This window comes from Lentzea sp. NPDC020367 (genome assembly GCF_044387305.1).
GTDB lineage: Bacteria > Actinomycetota > Actinomycetes > Mycobacteriales > Pseudonocardiaceae > Lentzea.
In genome coordinates this window covers 272,066-291,043 of the sequence record NZ_JBIRVV010000006.1, presented here as the reverse complement: position 1 = coordinate 291,043, position 18,978 = coordinate 272,066, and the positions used below count along the sequence as shown (strand labels likewise).

General features: G+C 70.1%; 16 protein-coding genes. 9 read left to right on the top strand and 7 right to left on the bottom strand.

Annotated elements, in window-relative coordinates:
- Nucleotides 1-60 precede the first annotated feature (60 nt).
- Nucleotides 61-1,020 carry a chitinase gene (locus ACH413_RS26540; RefSeq protein ID WP_360031824.1) on the top strand — a complete coding sequence of 320 codons (960 nt, stop codon included), beginning with the start codon at nt 61-63 and terminating at the stop codon, nt 1,018-1,020.
- Here the strand turns inward: ACH413_RS26540 and ACH413_RS26535 are convergent.
- Genes ACH413_RS26535 through ACH413_RS26525 form a run of 3 tightly spaced genes read right to left on the bottom strand, consistent with a single transcriptional unit; the run spans nt 1,010 to nt 7,298 of the window.
- Entirely contained in the window at nt 1,010-3,703 is a 2,694-nt protein-coding gene (locus tag ACH413_RS26535) for a BTAD domain-containing putative transcriptional regulator (RefSeq protein ID WP_360031825.1), read from the bottom strand. The genes ACH413_RS26540 and ACH413_RS26535 overlap by 11 nt on opposite strands.
- 21 nt (nt 3,704-3,724) lie before the next feature.
- A complete protein-coding gene (locus ACH413_RS26530) occupies nt 3,725-5,812 on the bottom strand; it encodes a glycoside hydrolase family 2 TIM barrel-domain containing protein (RefSeq protein WP_360031827.1) in 2,088 nt (695 codons plus the stop codon).
- 46 nt (nt 5,813-5,858) lie between these two features.
- Entirely contained in the window at nt 5,859-7,298 is a 1,440-nt protein-coding gene (locus ACH413_RS26525; RefSeq protein ID WP_360031829.1) for an IucA/IucC family C-terminal-domain containing protein, read from the bottom strand.
- 22 nt (nt 7,299-7,320) lie between these two features.
- Here ACH413_RS26525 and ACH413_RS26520 point away from each other — a divergent pair, with 22 nt between their 5' ends.
- Nucleotides 7,321-8,664 (top strand): IucA/IucC family protein, encoded by a 1,344-nt coding sequence (locus ACH413_RS26520; RefSeq protein WP_360031831.1) that lies wholly within the window; start codon nt 7,321-7,323, stop codon nt 8,662-8,664.
- On the opposite strand, the gene ACH413_RS26515 is transcribed toward ACH413_RS26520, so the two are convergent.
- Both ACH413_RS26515 and ACH413_RS26510 read right to left on the bottom strand, forming a co-directional pair.
- Entirely contained in the window at nt 8,654-9,655 is a 1,002-nt protein-coding gene (locus ACH413_RS26515; RefSeq protein ID WP_360031833.1) for a hypothetical protein, read from the bottom strand. The two genes, ACH413_RS26520 and ACH413_RS26515, sit on opposite strands and share 11 nt — an antisense overlap.
- Nucleotides 9,656-9,724: 69 nt before the next feature.
- On the bottom strand, nt 9,725-10,075 hold the full coding sequence (locus ACH413_RS26510) for a hypothetical protein (protein ID WP_360031835.1): 351 nt from the start codon (nt 10,073-10,075) through the stop codon (nt 9,725-9,727).
- Nucleotides 10,076-10,253: 178 nt separating this feature from the next.
- Between ACH413_RS26510 and ACH413_RS26505 the strand changes: the two genes are divergently transcribed.
- From ACH413_RS26505 to ACH413_RS26490, 4 genes are read left to right on the top strand one after another with little or no spacing between them, the layout of a single operon-like run.
- Entirely contained in the window at nt 10,254-10,784 is a 531-nt protein-coding gene (locus ACH413_RS26505) for an NUDIX hydrolase (protein ID WP_360031837.1), read from the top strand.
- Nucleotides 10,784-11,644: a cobalamin-binding protein gene (locus ACH413_RS26500; RefSeq protein WP_360031839.1), complete on the top strand. Its 861-nt coding sequence runs from the start codon at nt 10,784-10,786 to the stop codon at nt 11,642-11,644. The genes ACH413_RS26505 and ACH413_RS26500 overlap by 1 nt, the downstream gene beginning before the upstream one ends.
- Nucleotides 11,635-12,606: a D-cysteine desulfhydrase family protein gene (locus ACH413_RS26495; RefSeq protein WP_360031841.1), complete on the top strand. Its 972-nt coding sequence runs from the start codon at nt 11,635-11,637 to the stop codon at nt 12,604-12,606. Before ACH413_RS26500 ends, ACH413_RS26495 begins: the two co-directional genes overlap by 10 nt.
- 23 nt (nt 12,607-12,629) lie before the next feature.
- Nucleotides 12,630-13,265 carry a GTP pyrophosphokinase family protein gene (locus tag ACH413_RS26490; RefSeq protein WP_319978964.1) on the top strand — a complete coding sequence of 212 codons (636 nt, stop codon included), beginning with the start codon at nt 12,630-12,632 and terminating at the stop codon, nt 13,263-13,265.
- Between the two features lie 16 nt (nt 13,266-13,281).
- On the opposite strand, the gene ACH413_RS26485 is transcribed toward ACH413_RS26490, so the two are convergent.
- Nucleotides 13,282-14,103 carry a MerR family transcriptional regulator gene (locus tag ACH413_RS26485; protein ID WP_360031843.1) on the bottom strand — a complete coding sequence of 274 codons (822 nt, stop codon included), beginning with the start codon at nt 14,101-14,103 and terminating at the stop codon, nt 13,282-13,284.
- Nucleotides 14,104-14,205: 102 nt separating this feature from the next.
- Here ACH413_RS26485 and ACH413_RS26480 point away from each other — a divergent pair, with 102 nt between their 5' ends.
- The 3 genes from ACH413_RS26480 to ACH413_RS26470 all read left to right on the top strand — a co-directional run bounded on the left by ACH413_RS26480 (nt 14,206) and on the right by ACH413_RS26470 (nt 16,156).
- Nucleotides 14,206-15,129: an anti-sigma factor RsbA family regulatory protein gene (locus ACH413_RS26480; RefSeq protein WP_360031845.1), complete on the top strand. Its 924-nt coding sequence runs from the start codon at nt 14,206-14,208 to the stop codon at nt 15,127-15,129.
- A 216-nt stretch (nt 15,130-15,345) separates the two neighbouring features.
- Complete coding sequence (locus tag ACH413_RS26475; protein WP_319978961.1) at nt 15,346-15,699, top strand: DUF742 domain-containing protein; 354 nt, start codon at nt 15,346-15,348, stop codon at nt 15,697-15,699.
- Between the two features lie 49 nt (nt 15,700-15,748).
- Nucleotides 15,749-16,156: a lipopolysaccharide assembly LapA domain-containing protein gene (locus ACH413_RS26470; RefSeq protein ID WP_396425235.1), complete on the top strand. Its 408-nt coding sequence runs from the start codon at nt 15,749-15,751 to the stop codon at nt 16,154-16,156.
- Here the strand turns inward: ACH413_RS26470 and ACH413_RS26465 are convergent.
- A complete protein-coding gene (locus tag ACH413_RS26465; RefSeq protein WP_360031847.1) occupies nt 16,110-18,734 on the bottom strand; it encodes a LuxR C-terminal-related transcriptional regulator in 2,625 nt (874 codons plus the stop codon). The genes ACH413_RS26470 and ACH413_RS26465 overlap by 47 nt on opposite strands.
- Between the last annotated feature and the right edge of the window lie 244 nt (nt 18,735-18,978).

Below are 18,978 nucleotides of genomic sequence, written 5' to 3'. Positions count from 1 at the left end.
ACCGGTCTTGGTCTATACCAATATTCAGCCGCCGCGAACCTGCCCCCTGAGGAGTTCGTCATGCTGAACAGACTGGTCAAACTGGGTCTGGCCGCCGTGCTGGCGGCGGTGGTGCTGCCCACCGGTGCGGCCCAGGCGGCGACGCTGTCGTCGGTCGCGCCGTACGTAGACATGGGGGCGTGGCCCACGCCCGTGCTGTCGTCCATGGCGAGCAAGGGCGGCGTGAAGAGCTTCACGCTCGGGTTCGTCACCTCGTACGGCTGCAAGGCGAGCTGGTTCGGTGCCTACGACCCGCGGGCCGGGTGGCAGAAGGAGGAGATCCAGAAGCTGCGGGCGGCGGGCGGGGACGTGAAGATCTCGTTCGGCGGGGCCTCGGGCATCGAGCTGGCCTACTTCTGCACCACGCCAACGACTTTGGCCGACGAGTACGACGCCGTCGTCAAGGCGTACGCGCTGAAGTACGTCGACTTCGACATCGAGGGCGCGGCGGTCGCCGAACCCACAACGATCCAGCGGCGCTCGCAGGCGTTGAAGATCCTGCAGGACCGCAATCCCGGCCTGAAGATCTCGCTGACGCTGCCGGTGCTGCCGAGCGGGCTCACGGCGGACGGCCTGAACGTGGTGCGGTCGGCCAAGAACGCCGGGGTGAACCTCGATCTGGTCAACGTCATGGCGATGGACTACTACATGGGCCCCGCCGACCAGGGCGCCAGGGCGATCGCCGCCGCCAAGGCGACGCAGGCCCAGGTCAAGTCCGTCTACGGGCTGTCGGACGCGGCCGCGTGGAAGAAGGTCGGCGTCACGCCGATGCTGGGCGTGAACGACTCGCAGAACGAGATCTTCTACCAGAAGGACGCCCGTGCGCTGGTGACCTTCGCGTCCTCCGTGCACCTGGGCATGCTCTCGTTCTGGGAGCAGGGCCGGGATGCCAACGCCTGCAACGGCGCGCTGTACCGCTGCAACAACATCCCGCAGCAGCCCTACGAGTTCGCCAAGATCTTCTCCGCCTTCAACGGGTGAGGAAGTGGTGAACGCGCTCGGTCTCCGCCTTCATCCCACGATGGAGGTAGATGCCGAGCGCTTCCCGCCACACGGCCTCGGCGCACGAGTGCCGGCCCAGGGCGACGAGGGTGTGGCCCAGCCGTTCGAGGCCGTCCGCGAGTCCGAGGAGATGTCCCAGTTCCCGCACCACGGCGATGGATTCCTCGTAGTGCCGGGCGGATTCCTCGTAGTGGCCGCGCCGGTGGGCGATGAGACCAAGACAGGTCAGCACGGCCGCCTCGCCGGTGCGGAAGCCGTCCCTGCGGTGCCGGGCCAGTGCGAGGCGGCTGTAGCCGCGCGCCGCGTCGAGCCGTCCCAGGGCGGCCGCGTGCCAGCCCATCTGCGCGAGCGCACGCGCCTCCCACCTCGGTTCCCCGACGGCCCGGTAGAGCACGAGCGCCTGGCGGGCGTGCTGCAGCGCCTGACGGGGGTCCTGCTGACCCCAGGCCACCCCGAGCGAGTAGTGCACGCCGGCCAGGTGGACGGTGTCGTCGCAGTGCTCGGCCAGGGCCAGCGCCCGGCGCAGGTGCACGACGGCGATGTCGTTCTGCCCCAGGGAGATGTGGGCGACCCCCGTCATGCGTTCGGTGTTCGCGAGAACGGCCGGATCGTTCAGGTGCCCGGCGGCCTCGGCGGCCAGCCCCCACGTCGTGAGCCTCGCGTGCGTGAGCCCGCGCCGGACCAGGAACGTGTGCAGGTGCCACGCCAACAGCCACGTGACGGCGTACCGCCGCTGGTCGAGTGCGCTCTGCTGGGCAGCGACCAGGCACGGGAACTCGGCCTCGAACCACGCCTGCGCCGTCGCGTCGTCCGGCACCGGGTCGAGGTGGACGTCGCGCGTGACGTGGTCGAGCGGTGACGGGAAGCAGATCTGGTCCATGACCTCCTCCGCCACCCGCGCGGCCTGCACGTAGTGGTCGAACACCCGCCGCGACGCGTCCTCCCGCACCGGTTTCGGCAGCTCCCTGGCGACCGTCGTGGCATAGGCGCGGACCAGGTCGTGCATCCGCCATCGACCAGGAACGTCCTGGTGCAGCAGGGAAGCCTCTTCCAGCGCCCGCAGCACCTGCCTGGCCTGTGCCGGTGTGGCGCCGAGCAGGTTGGCGGCCGCCGCCAGGCCGATGTCGGGGCCGGGCGCGATGCCCAGCAGCGCGAACGCGTCGCGCTGCCGGGGACAGAGAGCGCGCAACGACCACGACAGCACGGCGGGCAGGCTGGCGGACGGTTCCTCGTTGTCGAGCACGTCGATGACGGCGTCGTCCAGCTCGGCGGCGAGGGTCGTCAGCGGGAGACCGGGCCTCATCTGGGCGTGGGCGGCGACGATGCTCAGCGCCAGCGGGAACCCGCCGCACACCGCGATCAGCCGGTCGGTGGCGAGCGGTTCGGCCGCCAGCCGGGCCGCGCCGAGCCGGTCGGTGAGCAGCACGCGGGCCTCTGCGCCGGTCAGCTCGCCCAGCAGCAGGTGCTGGGCCGCGTGCCGGGTGATCAGGCCGGGCAACCGGTTGCGGCTCGTGATGATCACCGCGCACAGGTCGTTGCCCGGCAGCAGCGGCACGACCTGGTCGGTGCACGCGGCGTTGTCGAGCACCAGCACCATCCGCCTGCCCGCGACGAGCGACCGGAACAGCGCCGCGCGCTCCTGGGTGCAGGCGGGGATGCGGCCGGGTTCGACGGCCAGCGCGTGCAGCAGGCCTCCCAGCGCCTCCCCCGCGGTCATCGGTTCCTCGGTCGGGGAGAAGCCGCGCAGGTCGACGAACAGCTGCCCGTCGGGGAACCGGCCGGCGTGCCGGTGCGCCCACCGCAGCGCGAGGCTGGTCTTGCCGATCCCTCCGGTGCCCGCGATCGCCGAGACGACCGCGGTGCGGGCGGCGTCGAGACGGTCCAGCTCGTCCCTGCGCCCGACGAACGTCGCGGGCTCCGACGGCAGCTGCCGCGGCACGACCAGGACCGGCCTGGTCGCGGCCAGCCGGGGATCGGCGACGAGGATCCGCTGGTGCAGTTCGCGCAACGCGGCGGACGGCTCGGCACCCAGCTCGGCCAGCAACCGCTCGCGCACCTGCCGATAGTGCTCCAACGCGTCGATGCTGCGCCCGGACCGGTGCAGTGCCACCAGGTACTGGCCGGCCACCCGCTCGTTCAACGGGTGCCGCGCGACCCGTGCGGACAGCTCGGCCACCAGCTCCCCGCCCTCGCCGGCGGCCAGCCGAGCGTCCACGAGTTCGTGCGAGGCCGCCAGCCGCTCCTGCTCCAGCCGGTCGCGTTCCTCGCGCACCCACTCGCCGTCGAGGCCGGTCAGCGCCTCCGCCCGCCACAACGCCAGCGCCTCCGTCAGCAGGCCGATCGCGTCACCGTCCCGCGCACGGGCCCGCAGGTCCTGGAACTGCAGCAGGTCGACGGCGTCACCGGTCAGGACGTACCCGCCGGACCGGTGCTCGATCGCCAGCCCGCCGATCCCGGCCACCGCCCGCCGCAGCCGCGACACGTAGCTGTGCAAGGTCGTCCGCGCCCGTGGTGCCGCGTCGGCGCCCCAGACCCGTTCGACCAGCCGGTCGACCGGCACGACCTTGCCCGCGTCGACCGCGAGCGCCACCAGGACGCACCGCTGCCGGGGCGGACCCAGGTCCACCGCTCCCGCGCTCACTTCTCCCAGAAGACGCAACACCCGGCGTCACCCCCGGAGTGTTCACGCGCCGGCGAGCGTCCAGGTTGCCGTGTCGGTGTAAGTCCGTCCGTCGCGCGTGCCGGTGATCGTCACCGTGTTGGCGCCCGGTCGCAGGGTGATCGGCCAGGTGTAGACGTGGTCGGCGGCGGGCGGCTTCGGGGCGCCGACGGCCACGCCGTTCACCGTGAGCTGCACGTTGTCCGTCGTGCCGTAGGCGCGAACGGTGGTGGCCGCGACCGTGCGCTGGGTCCAGCGGGCACTGTTCAGGTGCACGAACGGGGTGTTCGTCCAGTTCGCCTTGTACAGGTAGAAGGAGTCCTTCCGGGTGGCGCGGTCGTAGGTGACCAGGCCCTTGTCGTTGCGACCCAGCGTGTCGCCCTCGGAGCGGCTGTCGACGGCGAAGTCGAACATGTTCCAGACGAACGTGCCCCACAGGTACGAGCGCGTCTTGATTTCCGCCCAGTGGTTCTCGTGCACGAGGGTCTGGTACTCCTCCGGGTGCCAGCGCGAGGTCGTCACGGGCGGGCGCGGGTTCTCCTCGTGCTGCGCGATGCTGCCGCCGGCGCCGTACTCGCTCAGCGCGATCTTGCGGGCCGGGTCGCGGGCGTGCAGGCGGTCGGCCCAGCCGCCCGGGCCGGTGCTGCTGGTGTCGTACCAGCCGAAGTACTTGTTGTAGGCGGCCAGTTCCGCGTGTCCCGACACCGGGTCGAGGTCGCCGATGTGCGACGCGTAGGTGGAGTGCCGGCCGGAGTCCTCGGCCTGGACGGCGGCGGCCAGGTCGCGCAGCAGGTTGTTGGTGGCGGTGTTGCTGGTCTTCTGCTCGTTGCCGATGCCCCAGAACGCGATGGACGGGTGGTTGAAGTTCTGCCGGATCATCTCCAGCAGCTGCTGCTGGGCGTTCGCGCGGAACGCCGCGCTGTCGGTGATCTCGTTGACCAGCGGGATCTCCGTCCACACCACGTAACCGCGTTCGTCGGCGAGGTCGTAGACCTGCTCGGCCTGCTGGTAGTGGGCGGTGCGCAACGCGTTGACGCCCATCTCGTCCATCAGGTCGAAGTCCTGGCGGTGGTTCTCTGCCGTCACGGCCCAGCCCGCGTTCAGCCGGTCCTGGTGCGCGTTCACCCCGTTGAGGCGCAAAGCCTTGCCGTTCAACGAGAACCCGGTGTTGGCGTCGACGGCGGTGGTGCGGAGGCCGAGCGGTTCGGTGACGACGTCCTTCACCACGTTCGTGTCGGCGTCGATGATCTCCACGCTCGCGCGGTAGAGGTACGGGTCCGCCTTGCCGTTCCAGCGGTGCGGGCGCGCGATCGCGACCGTCTGCACGGTGTCGAACCCGGTGGCGGCGTTGACCGAACGGGTCGCGGACGTCGTCTCGCCGACGATGACACCGGCGTGGTCGGCGACGACCGTGCGGACCTTGACCCGTGCCGCGGAGGCCCGGTTGTTCCAGGCCTTCGTGGTCACCTCGACGCTCGCGGACGCGTCGCTCAGAGACCGTTGCCGCAGATAGACACCGGGGCCGCCGGAGTCGCCCATGCGCGCGGCGAGCAGGTCCAGCGCGGTCAACGAGACGCCTCGGTAGATGCCGCCGAAGAACGTGAAGTCCGCGGAGATCGGGGCGATGTCGGCTTTCGCGGCGTTGTCCGCCTTGACCGCGATCACGTTGTCCTGCCCCAGTTTCAGCGCGGCGGTCGCGTCGAACCGGAACCCGGCGAAGCCGCCGCGGTGCTGCCCCAGCTTGACGCCGTTGACCCACACGTCCGCGACCTGGTTCACCCCGTCGAACCGCAGCCACAACCGCCGGCCGGCCAGCATCGTCGACGGCGTGAAGTGCTTGCGGTACCAGCCTATTCCCCGGTAGTAGTTCGACCCGCCGTCCTGGCCGTCGGAAGCGTTCCACGTGTGCGGGACGCTGACCTGCGACCACGACGAGTCGTTGAAGCCGGTCGCCTCGGCCCCCGCGGCGTCCGCGCGCAGGAACCGCCAGCCCGCGTCGAGGCTCACCTGCGCACGTGTCACCGGTGGCACGTAAGCCGAAGCCGCCGGCGTGCCGACGAACATCGCCGAGAGCAGAAGCAGCGGCAGGAGCAGCGCCGGCAGACGTGTCATGTCCCTGAACGTATGGGCGCGATGAAAACGGTGTCAACGAAAGGAGCTAGTTCCGGTACAACGGGTTCGGGCAGTCGACGTACCGGCTCGCCGCGCCCTCCGCGCGCGTCCAGCGCAGCAGCAGGTTCGCCTTCGCGGGCACGAACCGGTTCTCCAGCAACGACATGACCTGTTCACATCCGTGATCTCTTGCATACGCAACGAAAACAGACCGTGCCTGCTCCCACACGTCCAGACCGGGATGCCGGACCAGCACCGCGCCGGCGATCTCGATCAGGTGGTTGACGATCAGGCAGTACTGCAGCCGCTCCCAGCCCTTGGCCTCGGAGACTCCCCGCGACCCGTCCAGTCCGTCCATTGAGGACAGCAGTTCGGCGTGCCTGGGCAACAGCCGCATGCCCTCGGGGTCGCGGTAGATCGCCTGCACCGGCGTACCCGTGGCGTCCACGCCCACCAGAACGTTCTGCAGATGGCACTCCATCACGATGCCGTGCGCGAAGAACGCGTGCAGCACCGGGGGAACGACGACCGAGACGTACTGGCGGAACCAGCGCAACGCGCTCTCGGAATCCAGCCCGTCCAACGGGTTGCCGTCGAAGCCCTCGCTGATCCCGGCCGCCAGCAACGGGGTCACGCCGGGAAGAACGTGCTGCCGGACACCGTCGCGCACGACGACCGCCAGTCCTTCGAACGAGTCCGGCGAGGTCCGGTAGCCGCGGTCGATCAGGAAGGCCGCGCCGGGGAAGTCCGCGGCGATGTCCGCGAACACCGGTCTCAGCAGGCGCGCGAGCGGCGGGATCCAGCGCAGGTCGTGCTCCCACAACCGGCGCACGTCGTTGGTGATCTGCACGTCGAGGCTGAACTTGTAGAACAGGTCGGCGGCCGGGTCGTAGACCGTGCGCACCGACGACGTCGGCCACACCTCGTGCTCCGCCACGGCACCCGTGAGGCCCAGCAGGGAGAGTTGCCACGGATGCGCGGGCAGCACACCGGCGGGCAGCGGCACCTCGCCGTCGTCGACGAACTCGCCTTCCAGGTGCGCCAGCGAAAAGCTCGCGTGCACCTCTGGCGAGTACGGCAGCCACTCCGACGCGGGCAGGCCACCGCGGCCCTTCGGCGCGGGGTGGTAGCGGTGGCCGGCGATCAACGCCTGCTCAGAGCGCTGGTAGAGGTCGGCGGGCGGCGCGGCGCGGGCGTCCAGGACGGCGGCGATGGCCGACCGCGAGCCCGCGACCTCGTCCAGGAAGCCGACCGGCGGGTCGCCGAGCTCCTTCGTGATGAGCACGGCGAGTTCGTGCCACGACAACGGCTGCCACGATCCGGTGAACACCTCGGGATCCGAGAGCCAGCGCCCCTCCCGCACCCGGATCAGGACGTCGGTGCGGGGCAGGCGGATCGTGCCGTTCGCCCACTCCCCCACCTCGCGGCGCAGGCAGTTCAGCAGGGCCGTCGTGGTGACGGCGTCGGGGTCAGTGCTGGCGTCCACCGGTGTCCGCTTCCCTGTCGCGATGTGTCAGGATCAGATCATTCTGACGCAGACACCGGTCGAGTCCGAGTTCGCCGCAGCGCTGGACGAAAGACGCGCCGAAAGGTTCGCCGCGGCGCTGCCGGGAGCCCGTGCGGCCATCCTCGCGCGCCTGCGCCGTGCGTTCGCGATCGAGCCGTTGCCGCAGGTCAGCGTGGATCCCGCCGACTACCTCCACCCGGTCGAGCTCCTCACCGCACTGCGCTGGCCCGGCTCTGAGAGCCTGATCACGGAGGTCGCCCACAGCGTCGCCGGGCTGGCCCTGTCCCGCACGACGAGCCCGCTCACGACCCCGTTCCTGAGCAGGTCGCTGGAGGAGCACGAGCAGAGCGTCGTCGACGGCCATCCGCTGCACCCGTGCTGCCGCAACCGCACCGGGTTCACCGCCCGGGACCACCTCGCGTACGGCCCCGAGCACCGCCCGGTCGTCCGGCTCCGGCTGCACTCCGCGCCGAGTCACGTGGTGTTCGGCGACTGGCCCGACGAGCTTCGCGACGGCGAACGGATCCTCCTCCCCGTGCACCCGTGGCAGGCGGACCGGCTGAACGTGCCCACCGACGGCACCCTGGACGCGAGCCCGCTGATGGCGCTGCGCACCCTCTCGACCGGTTCCTGGCACGTCAAGACGACGCTGAGCGCCCAGATCACCTCGGCCGTGCGGGACATCTCCGGTGGCTCGATCGCGACCGCCACGACGGTCTCCGACTTCCTGAGCGAGACCGTCGAGGGCATCGAACTGCAGCACAACCGGGCGTCGGCGGCGGTGCTGACCGACGGCGAACCGGACCGCCGGCTGGGCGTGATCCTGCGCGACAAACCCGTTCCACACGAGGGCGAAACCCTGCTGCCCCTGGCCGCGCTGAGCACCTGGCGCATCCCCGACCCGATCGAGTGGCTCGCGGAGTTCGCCGAACTGACCGTGCCGCCGCTGATGACGCTGCTCGCTCGCGGCGTCGCTTTGGAGGCGCACGAGCAGAACCTGGTGGTGGGCCTGGTGAACGGCCGACCGCGCCGGGTGCTCTACCGCGACCTGGCCGACATCCGCGTCAGCCCGCGCCCCGGCTTGCCGGCACGCCTGCACGCGAGCCCGGAAGCCTTGCGCGCCAAGACGTTCGCGACGTTCTTCGCGACCGCGCTGACCGGGTTGATCGGCACGCTCGACGCACCGGACGCCGACCTGTGGGACGTGGTGGCGAAGTCACTCCCGGACACCCCGGACCGGCACGCGTTGCTGAACGACCCGCTGCCGGCCAAGCCGCTCACGTTGATGCGGCTCGACCCGAAGACGACGGCCTGGGCCTACCTGCCCAACCCGTTCAAGCGCTGAGCAACGCCGAACGGTGCTGCCACGCCAGTGACAACAGCGCGGCGCCGGCCGCCTGCGTGGGTTCGTGGTGCACGAAGCGCTCGACGTTCTCGGCGGTGAACGGCAACCCGCGCAGAACCTCGCCCTCCTCGTTGTGCGACACCAGATCGCCGAACAGCTCGTCGAACTCCCCCGCCTCGATCACCGCGACCGTCAGCATGTCCGTCGCGAACGTCAGCGGGTCCACGCCCATGCCTAGATAGAACACGCGAGCAGCCTCCGTCAGCCGTCGCGCGAACGGCCAGGCCGCGTAGTCGACCGCGTGGATCTCCTCAGCTCCCAGCATCTCCTCGGCGAATTCGCGGATCATGCAGTGCCACAACGAGAAGTCGTCCTCGGACGAGCCCTGGAACACGCCGACCGGCAGCACCTGGAACATGCCGCCGGCGTGCCCGACGCGCTTCGGGTCGCGCCAGTGCAGGAAGAACGTCGCCTCCCCGGACGCCGTGTCGTGGCGCAGGGTCAGGGTGCTGACGGCGATGTTGACCGGACGGCGCCGGGGATCGCACGGATCACCGACTGCCGCGCGCAACGGCAGCCCGCTGCTCTGTCCCGCGTACTCGTGCGCGCACGCCTCGCCCACGTCGATGCCGTCGAAGTAGGTGCCGAGCCCGAACGTCAGGTGCCGCCCGCTGAAGTCGAGCAGCCGGTAGGTCTCGCGGTTCTGGAACACCGTCGGCGAGGCGAGCGAGGCCATCGCCTCCGAGTAACTCCTGAACCCGTCCGGGACCGGCGAGCCGGGCAGCACGGGCAACGCCGGTGAGGACCGGAGTTCCAGCGAGAGATCGGCCAGCGGGATCGGCGCGGCCGGCGTCCAGCCCGGCGCCGTGAGCAACGGCGTCCCGGCGACCCTGGGCACGTCCGGATACTCCGAGACCGCCTTCAGGGCCAGCGCGTGGCGGTGTTCGAGCAGGTGGGCACGTACCTCGAGCCACTCGGCAGACGTCGGCATGGCGCCATTCTCGACGACAAGGCGAAATGACCGGACCACCCGTGGCCCGGTCTCCGCGTCATGAGGCCGTCAGGCCCTCCAGCGCCGGGACGCGTGGACGACTTCGCCGACCGCGCGTGCCAGGCTTCCGTCGGCGTCGACGTGACTCTCGTAGTGCGCGGCCGGAAGCGGCTGGGCCACCTCGGGCGGTGCTTCGTACAGGTCCTCTTCTTCCCACCGCAGCCTGCGCGCCGTCTTCACGAACACGACCGCGGCCACCAGCAACAACACCCCGAGCGCGGCAGGCCACAGGACCTTTTCCGCGACCGCGATGGCGAACTGGACCTGAGCCACCACGACGAACACCACGGTCAGTCCGACCACCGACCACGGGGCCGAACTGCTCTCGCGTCTGCGCTTGGCGGCACCGGTTGCCCCCATTGGCGTCACCTCCACCGATGTTGCCGTGGACATCGGCGATTGATCGCACGGAGTTACAGGCCCAAGCGTACTCCTCGGTCGTTTGGTTGCAGACCGTCATTTTCCGGACATCGGCCAGCAGGTGCGAAACCGCTGCACAACGGGTGCGCGATTCACCCGGTGGTGTGATCATCAACTGGTGTCCGCACTGCACGCGGGAGATCCCGCCTCATTCGCCGCCGATGTTCTGGACGAGGGTCCGGCCGAACTGGAGTACGTGCCGGGAGTCGCGTCACGGCGCCCCACCAAGACGTGCGCGGGCGGCGCGCTGATCCGCGATTCCACCGGACGCGTGCTGTTCGTCGTGCCGACGTACAAGGCGGTGCTGGACATCCCCGGCGGCATGACCGAGGACGACGAGTCCCCGAAGGCGGCGGCGCTGCGCGAGATCCACGAGGAGCTCGGGCTGACGCTGACCCTCGGGCCGTTGCTGGTGGTCGACTGGACGCCGCGCAACGGGGTCTGGCGCGACTGCCACCAGTTCGTGTTCGACGGTGGCGTGGTGGACGACGCGGTGGCCCGCGATCCCGAACTGGAAGGCGTGCTGTACCTGACTCTGGACGAGGCACGGCACCGCATCTACCCGTCGCTGCACCGGAGGCTCACGCTCGCTCTCACGGCCTTGGAGAGCGGTTCCACGCGGTACGCCGAGTTCGGCCGGGAGGTCTGATGCGGATCGTCTCGCTGCTGCCCGCGGCGACCGACATCGTCGCCGAACTCGGACTCGTCGAGCACCTGGTGGGGCGCACCCACGAGTGCGACTGGCCGGCCGAGGTCGAGGGCGTCCCCGTCGTCACGAGCACCGGGATCGACCAGAACACCCTGAGCAGCAGGGAGATCAACTCGACCGTCCACCACGGGTCGTCGCTGTACGGGCTCGACGCGGACCTGCTGAACGACCTCGCGCCGGACGTGATCCTCACCCAGGACCTCTGCGACGTCTGCGCGATCTCGTACCGCAAGGTCACCGACACGGTCCGGATGATGGACGTGGGCCCGAAGGTGCTCAGCCTCGAACCCTCCACATTGGACGAGGTGCTGGGCTGCCTGAAGACCGTCGGCGACGTCCTCGGCGTCGACAGCACGGACAAGATCGCCGCGCTCAGAAGCCGCATCGAGAACGTCGAACGACAGACCCGGAATCTCCCCCACCCGCGAGTGGCCGCGATCGAGTGGCTCGACCCGGTCTGGCCCGCCGGCCACTGGGTTCCCGAGCAGATCGCGGCAGCGGGCGGCATCCCGCTCATCGCGGAGAAGGGCGAGCACACCAGGCCGATCACCTGGCAGACCGTCCACGACGCGAAGCCGGACATCGCCCTCCTGATGCCCTGCGGCTTCCCGATCGAACGGACGCTGTGGGAACTCCCGGACCAGCCGCTGCCGCGGACGTGGGTCCTGGATGGACCGTCGTACTTCAACCGGCCGGGCCCGCGCGTGGTGCGCGGAATCGAGGTCCTCGCCCACGTCCTGCACGGAATCGGGCCGGAGCCCTCCAGAACCGAAGCGATTAAGCTCGAACCATGGACCTGAGCGCGTTCCCCCGAGTCTCCCTGGGCACCTGGCCGACCCCGCTGGAGGACGCCCCGAGGCTCGCGACCGAGCTCGGCGGACCGCCGGTCCTGATCAAGCGCGACGACGTCAACGGCCTCGGCGCGGGCGGCAACAAGCTGCGCAAACTCGAGTTCCTGCTGGGCCAGGCCATCGAGGAGGGCGCGGACACGATCATCACGTTCGGCGCGCTGCAGACCAACCACGGCCGGCAGACGGCGGCGGCGTGCGCGAAGCTCGGCCTGAAGTGCGAACTCGTGCTCACGGCCAAGGTGCCGATGAAGGGCGACGCGTACGAGCGGTCCGGCAACGTCGTCCTGGACCACATGTTCGGCGCGAACGTGCACGTCTGCGCGGACGCCGACGAGACCGTCAGCGCGTACGAGAAGATCAACCACGACAAGGCCGTCACGCTGCCCGTGGGCGGGTCGAACGGGCTGGGCGCGCTCGGCTACGTCGCGGCCGCCGTCGAACTCGTGGGACAGCTGAACGAGCGCGGCATCGACAACGCCACCATCGTCGTCCCGGACGGCAGCGGCGCCACGGCGGCGGGGATCGCGCTCGGCACCGAACTGCTCGGCTGGGCCGGCACCGTCCACGCCGCGAGCGTCTCGCACACCGCGGCCGACGCCGAGCGGGAGCTGCACAACCTCGCCACCGACGCCGCCGCCCTCCTCGGACAGCCCGCCCCGAAGCTCACCCACGTCACCGTCACCGACGACACCATCGGGCCTGGTTACGGCGTGCCGACGCCGGAGATGTGGAGCGTGCTGAAGCTCTTCGCGCGGACGGAGGGCGTGATCCTCGACCCGGTCTACACCGGCAAGGCCGCGGTGAAGTTCCGCGAGATCGCCCCGCACAGCGACGTCCCGGTCGTGTTCCTCCACACGGGTGGTCTTCCCGGCTTCTACGGGTACGCGCCGGAGGCCGTGGCCCAGTTCTGATCCGGAGTGATCAGTACTCTGGTGTGGTGACCGACCTGGCCGACGACCTGAGCCTGCTGCGCGACCTCGAACGACGTTTGCTCGTCTACAAGTTCGCGATCGAGGAGCTCATGACCAAGCTCCGCATCCTCAGCGAGGAGTTCGACTCGGTCCACCAGCACGACCCGATCGAGCACATCACCAACCGCGTGAAGAAGCCAGAAGGCATCCTGGAGAAGCTGCGGCGCAAGGGCTTCCCGCTCGACCTCGACGCGATCGGCGACTGGCTCGACGACATCGCGGGCGTGCGGGTGGTGTGCCCGTTCGTCTCGGACGTCTACCGGGTCAAGGCGATGCTCGCGCGCCAGCACGACGTGGAGATCCTGCGCACCAAGGACTACATCGCCACGCCGAAGCCGAACGGCTACCGCAGCCTGCACCTGATCGTGCGGATCCCGGTGTTCCTGTCGGACCGGGTCGAGCACGTGAAGGTCGAGGTGCAGCTGCGGACCATCGCGATGGACTTCTGGGCCACGCTGGAGCACAAGCTGTTCTACAAGTACGACGACAGCCCGCCCGCGGACTTCGTGGGCGAGCTGATGTCGACGGCGATGATCGCGGCCCAGCTGGACGACCGGATGGAGTCGCTGCATCGACGCATCCACCAGGACGACCACTGAACCGCGATCGGCCCCGTTACGGCTTGCTGATCTCCAGCTGGAGCTCGGTCACCCAGTCGGCCGGGTCGCCCTCGCCGTAGTTCAGGTACACCTCGCGGGCGAACCCGTTCTGCTTGTACCCGTTGGCCTCGATCCACGCCGCGACGGCCTGGTACGTCGAGTCCACGTCGTCCATGGTGCCGCGGTGCACGACGGTCGCCGCCTCGGCCAGCGCGGGCAGGTCGACGACCTCGAACTCGTAGGCGGGCGACGGCTCGACGGCCACCGTCACGCCGGCGTGCACGACGACCTGGTCGCCCTCGGCCGGCTCGTAGGTGGCGACCCCGTAGCCGGACGGCGCGACCCCCGCCCGTCCCAGGCGTTCCATCAGCTGCGGGTACAGCGGCTGGATGACCGGCCCGATGTCCTCCGGCCCGTACGAGGCGGCGGTCGCGGTCAGCCGGGCGACCCTGACGGCGGGAACGGGCTTCACAACGATCTCGTCGGTCGGCATGGTGCCTTCCCTTTCAATGGCACGGAGACGTGCCTCGACCCGCCGCAGCCGCGACTCGTCCGCGAGGATCTGCTGCCGCAGCTCGGCACGCCGCAACGAAAGCATGCCGTGCAACTGCTCGACGGAAAGCTTTTCGTCGAGCACCACACGCACCTGGTCGAGTGTCAGACCGAGGTCCTTCAACGCGACCAGGCGGTTGAGTCGTTGCAGCTGGGCGGCGGTGTAGAAGCGGTAGCCGGTGGCCGGGTCGACGCGGGCCGGCAGGAGCAGGCCGACCGCGTCGTAATGGCGCAGCATCCGCACCGACACACGCCCCAGATGGGCGAAGTCTCCGATGGTGAACATGACTGCTCCTGTGTAGGGGCTGACACGGTGTGAGGGTCAAGAAATGATGGGTTTGAGCAACGCGCCGGGTGGACATCCTGGGACGTTGACGAGAGGTGGCACATGACGTTCGCACATCCGGCGCTGTTCTACTCCGATGAGGACTCCTACATCGACGGGACCGTCCCGTTCGTCATGGAAGGCCTCGCGAGCGCCGAACCGGTCGCCGTGGCGGTGCCCAGCACGAACCTGGAGCTGCTCAAAGAGGCGCTGAGCGGGTTCGCCCACCTCGTGACGTTCATCGACATGGCGGACACCGGCCGCAACCCCGGCCGGATCATCCCCGAGCTCCGCACGTTCGCCGACCGGCACCGCGGGGCCGTCCGCATCATCAGCGAGCCGGTGTGGGACCTGCGCACCGACGTCGAGTACCCGGCGTGCGCGCTGCACGAGGCGCTGATCAACTACGCGTTCAGCGGCCGCGACCTGAGCATCCTGTGCCCCTACAGCATCACCACACTCAACCACGACATCCTGGCCGACGCCGAGAAGACCCACCCGGTCGTGATCGACGCGAGCGGCCACCGTCCCAGCGACCACTTCCACCCCGCGCGGGTGGTCGTCGCCGCCCACTCGATGCCGTTGCCGATCCCGTCCGACGCGGTGAGCACGTCCGTCGGCGCCGGGGCGATGGCGGCGGTGCGGGCGTTCGCCCGCGAGCAGGCCGTCAAGCTCGGCCTGTCCCATGATCGTGTCGACGACTTCGCGCTCGCGGTCACCGAGCTCGCGACGAACAGCGTGCGGCACGGCGGGGGCGAGAGCACGGTCCGCGTCTGGGCCGAACCGAAAAGTATTGTTTGCCAAGTCAACGACAACGGTCACATCACCGATGTTCTGGCTGGCCGAACGCCTGTTCACGCAAACGAACCAGGCGGTCGCGGTCTGTTGCTCGTCAACCGTTTGGCGGACCTCGTGCGCACCCAAACGACGTCGTCGGGCACTGCAATCCAAGTCAGATTCGATCTGGGTGACAAAAAGGCAACGTGATCCACATACATTTGGGCCACTTCGTTATAGCTTGAGCACGTGCACGACGAGGAAGCGACGGCAATCGGTTACACGGGGGCGCGTTTCGGGTCGCCCGCGACCCGTAGACGGCTACGCGCCGACGGAAGCGAAGACTTCACTGGCGCGGAGACGCAACAACTGCCCCGTCAGCAACCGTTGCGCCAACGCCCACCGGAACCGCCACCGGAGTGGCCTGTGCAAGAGCAAGAACCGACCCACGCCCCCGCTAGGGACAGCTCGCTCATCCGTCCCTACGCCCGCACCGGCGGCCGCACGACGGCCCGCCACGACCTTCGTCTGGAGACGCTGCTCTCCACCGACGAGGACCGGCTCTACCGCGCCACCAACGACCAGGCGGCGATGATGCGCCTGTGCCTGCAGCCGCGGTCGGTCGCCGAGATCTCGGCGCTCATGAAGATCCCGCTCGGCGTCACGCGGGTGCTGCTGAGCGACCTGATCACCCTCAACCTGGTCGCGGTGCACGAACCGGCCGCCCAGCCGAACGTCGCGTTGCTCGAACGCGTGCTGTCGGGGTTGCGCAAGTTGTAGGCCGTTCGCCAACGCGCGGGACCACGCTCGGGCGCCGATAATGTGGATCGTGGCGAACCCGAGCGACGAGTCCCAGAAGACGCCGATCACGGAACCGATCCCGGCCGCTCCAGCGCCGGTCGCACCGAGGCCGGACGCACCGGCACCGGCCGCACCGAAGAAGCTGCGGCCCACCCGGATCAGCGGTACCTGGGTCGCCGTGCTGGTCGCGATCGTCGTGCTGATCTTCCTGCTGATCTTCATCCTGCAGAACGGCGACAACGCCACGATCCACTTCCTGTGGGGCGAGTTCAGCCTTCCCCTCGGCGTGGCCCTGCTGTTCGGCGCGATCGGCGGCGCGTTGCTGGTCGCCGTGGTCGGTGCGGCCCGCATCCTGCAGCTGCGCCGGCAGGCCAAGCGGACCGCCGCGCCTACTGGTCGTCCCGCGACCTCATCACCAGCTCGACGCGAGAGCTGATCTCCAGCTTGCGGAAGATCTTGCGCAGGTGGAAGTTCACCGTGTGCGGCGACATGAACAGCTGCGTGGAGATCTGCCGGTTCGTCTGACCCTTGGCCACCAGGTTGGCGATGGCCCGTTCGGTGTCGTCCAGACTGGACCATCCGGAGGCAGGGCGTGCCGGAGCGGCCCTGCGGCGCCTGCCGAGCTTGCGCAACCGGCCCAGGACCCGCGCGCTGTCCCGTGACGCGCCGATCTCCCGGTACAGGCCGAGCGCGGTCTCCAGCGACTTCACCGAGTCCGCCCGGTCCGGCGTGCCGGTCAGCAGCACGCCGAGGTCCTCGGCCGCGTTCGCCCGCGCCCACAGGTCGCGGTGCTGCTGCACGGCCAGTTCCAGCAACTTCGCGTCGGCGTCGAACAAGCCGCGCGCGTGCACCGCGGCCGCGGTGACGGCGCCGAACGCGGGGTGTTCCTCGGCCAGCCGTTCCGCGCGGTCCACGACGGCCTTCGCCAGCCGCTCGTCCCCCGCCTCCAGCGCCCGGCGCACGAACCACCCGGCGGCACGGGGTTCCTCCGCGAAGAGCCCCGACGACACCAGGCCCGGGTACTCGTCGGTGAGCAGCGCCAGCGCCTTCTCGAGCCCCGAGCCGACGTGGGTGACGAGCACGTCCGCCCACTGGTAGTAGGCGCGGGAGAAGAGGATCTCGTCGGCGGGAACCTGCTCGCGGTAGCGCTCGACGTGCTCGATCGCGGCGGGCAGGTCGCCGGTGTGGATCGCGACCATCGCCAGCACCGCCAGCGCGGGCGCCACCACCGACTCGTGCCCGGTCTCCTCGGCCACCGTCAGCGCGGCGCGCGCCTCTACGGAGGCCTCCTCGATCCGCCCCGCCTGCAACAGGATCCGCGCCTGCACGACCGCGGTCATGACCTCCCTGGTCACCACCGCGGACGGCCCGCTGCGCACCCGCCGCACCACGTTCTCGGCGTCGGCGAACTCCCGCAGCCCCGCGAGCAGCGTCGCGAGCAGCAGTTGCGGGTAGGCGCTGAGGTCGTGGGAGGTGCTCGACCGCGCGGCCTCGCGGGCGAGTTCGAGCGCGGCGCCGGGTCGTCCGGTGTCGCGCGCGATGGCCGCGTGCACGGCCAGGGCCGTTGCCAGCACGTCGTCCGGCGCGCCCTGGTGGCCGCGCACGACTTCCTCGGCGAGTTCCTCCGCGCGGCGCCGGTCGTGGCCGAGCAACGCCATCAGCCGGGTGATCTCCACCCACGGCACGAGTTCCGGGGCCAGGTCGGGTTCGCGCAGCAACGCCTCGGAGATCTCCAGCGACTCGGCGTGCCGGGCGCCCAGCAACGACGTCGTGGCGACGCAGTGCCGGAGTTTGGCTGCCGGTTCCGGGGACACGTGCCGGGACAGGGCTTCCCGCGCGAGCGCCTGCGCGGCGGTGAGCTTGCCGGCCGCGGTGAGCGCCCGCACCGCCATGACCGTGCGGTGGACCAGCGAAGCAGACGCTTGGTCGGTCAGTTCCAAAGCACGCACGGCGAGTTCGGCGGCGGCCTCGGGAGCGTTCCACAGCACGGCTTTCGCCGCCGCGACGAGGCCGTCGATCGACCGGGCGTCGCCGCGCTGGGCGCCGTGCAGCAGGTGCCGCGCGGCGAGAACGGCGGAATCCCCGCGCGCCAGCAGCATCTCGCCGGCCTCGCGGTGCAGCGCGCGCCGCACGGGCAGGGGCACGGAGTCGGCGACCAGCCGCCAGAGCAGCTCGTGGCGGAACGCCAGCCGCTCGTCCAGCGACGTCACGACGCCCGCGCAGATGACCTCGTCCAGTGCGGGCAACAGGATCGCGGTGCTCGACGCCAGCATCTCCGCGACGTCACCGGGTTCGAAGCGCGGCCCGAGCACCGACGCGACCTGCAGGAGGTGCCTCGCCTTGCCGCTCAACGCACTCACGCGGTCGCGCAGCAACGCCTCGGTGGCGTGCGACGAGCGATCGGTCCTGATCGAGGCGTGCTCGGCGGTGACCACGACCTGGTCGTCCTGCCGGAGAGCCTCGAAGAGCCCGGCCAGCGCGGCGGGATTGCCCTGGGCGAGCGAGGCAAGCGCTTTCAGGTCGTGGTCGGGAATGCCGCCGGTCAGGTCGGTCACGAGGTCCTCGACCACGTTGTCCGCCAACGGACTCAGCGTGATCCGGGTCGCTCCGCGTTGTGCCGCGGCGGCGAACAGGCGGTCCGCGCCCTCGCCGCGGCGCCGGGCGAGCAGCCAGACCACCTTCTCGTGCGTGGAGGCGGGTAACAGTGCGCGCAGAGCGGCCAGGGTTCCCGGCTCGGCCAGGTGGAGATCGTCCAGCACGACGACGGCAGGCCCGTCCGGGCGGCGGTCGGCCAGGCGGGCCAGCAGGAACGGCTGATCGAGCTCGTCCTGGGCGGTGGCCACCTCGAACCCGCGGCCGGCGGCGACGGCGGCGATCTCGGCCAGCAACCGCGTCTTCCCGGTGCCCGCCTCCCCCTCGATCAGCACCACACCGGTGCCCGCGTTCAGCACACCGCTCAGGAGCTCCCGTTCTCCCTCACGGCCGCGAAACACCCCGTCCCGATTCCCCGACACCCATTTTTCCTTTCGCTCCGCGGCGGCGGAGAACACTCGCTGCAATACCACAACGACCCGCACCACGACCAGCCCCGAAGCGCCTCTCCTAGGCCGTTGGGATCAGCGGGTGAGGCCGCCGCCACGCTGCCGCTACCCATTCGAGTAGTTGCCCGCGGGATCATACGTGCAGCCCTCCTGTTGAGACGCCCTTGGCGCAGGAACCTTTACCTGGGCAAGTGGAGCGCTTTCTCCTAACATCAAT